This is a genomic window from Frankia sp. AgPm24 (genome assembly GCF_023243055.1).
Classification (GTDB): Bacteria; Actinomycetota; Actinomycetes; order Frankiales; family Frankiaceae; genus Frankia; species Frankia umida.
On record NZ_JALKFW010000066.1, the window covers coordinates 1 to 1075 of the forward strand.

At 73.5% G+C, this 1075-nt stretch carries 1 protein-coding gene; it reads right to left on the reverse strand.

Features of this window, described 5'->3' with window-relative positions:
• A partial coding sequence (locus MXD61_RS05655) for an acyltransferase domain-containing protein (protein WP_248811787.1) occupies positions 1 to 1075 on the reverse strand: 1075 nt, incomplete at both ends.

Consider the following 1075-nt stretch of genomic DNA (forward strand, 5'->3'; position numbering starts at 1 on the left):
GCCTGGTAGTCGATGGTGCTGGCGATCTTGTGGAAGCGGTCGAGGATGCCGTCCATGTGCGGGGAGTGGAACGCATGGCTCACCCGCAACCGTCGGACTCGCCGGCCGGCAGCCCGAAAATGGTTCGCGACCTGATCCGTGGCCGACCGATCGCCGGAGATCACGGTGGCCCGCGGGCCGTTCGCCGCGGCGATCGACGCCTGCCCCGCGGATTCGGTCAGCACCGCCGTGACCTCGTCGAGGCATGCCTCGATCGCGACCATCGCCCCGTCCGCGCGCGCGGACCCCATGAGCCTCGCCCGCGCGGCGACCAGGGCGGTCGCGTCGGGCAGTGACCACACGCCGGCCACGTGGGCGGCGGCCAGTTCACCTACCGAGTGTCCGATAAGCAGGTCGGGGACGACCCCCCAGTGGAGCAGCAGCCGGGCCAGGGCGACCTCGACGGCGAAGAGCGCTGGCTGGGTGTAGGTCGTCTCGTGCACCAGGTCGTTCGGCAGGGCGGGGTCGGTGCCCAGGACGACGTCCCGCAGCGGGTGCGGCAGGTGCGGCGTGAAGTGCGCGCAGATCTCGTCGAACGCGGCGGCGAACACCGGGTACGCGGTGTGCAGCTCGCGGCCCATCCCCGGCCGCTGGCTCCCTTGCCCGGTGAACATGAACGCCGTCCGCCCGGGTTCGGTCGCGCTCCCGCGGGCCACCACCGGCGAGCGCCGTCCGTGCGCCAGCGCGGCGAGTCCGTCCAGCAGGGTGGACCGGTCCGTACCGATGACGGCTGCCCGGTGCTCGAAGGCGGTACGGGTGGTCGCCAGTGACAGTCCGATGTCCGCCAGGGAGGACTCCGGATGCGTGGTGACATGTGCCCGCAGCCGGCGTGCCTGGTCCCGCAGCGCCTGCGGACCGCGGGCGGAGAGCAGCCACGGCACGGGCAGCCCGGCCGCCGCCGTGTCCGCCGGGACGGGGCCCGGCGCGGCCGTGCCGCCGGGGTTCGCGTCCTGCTCCTGGGCTTCTTCGAGGATGACGTGGGCGTTGGTGCCGCTGATGCCGAAGGCGGAGATGGCGGCGCGGCGGGGTCGGTGTG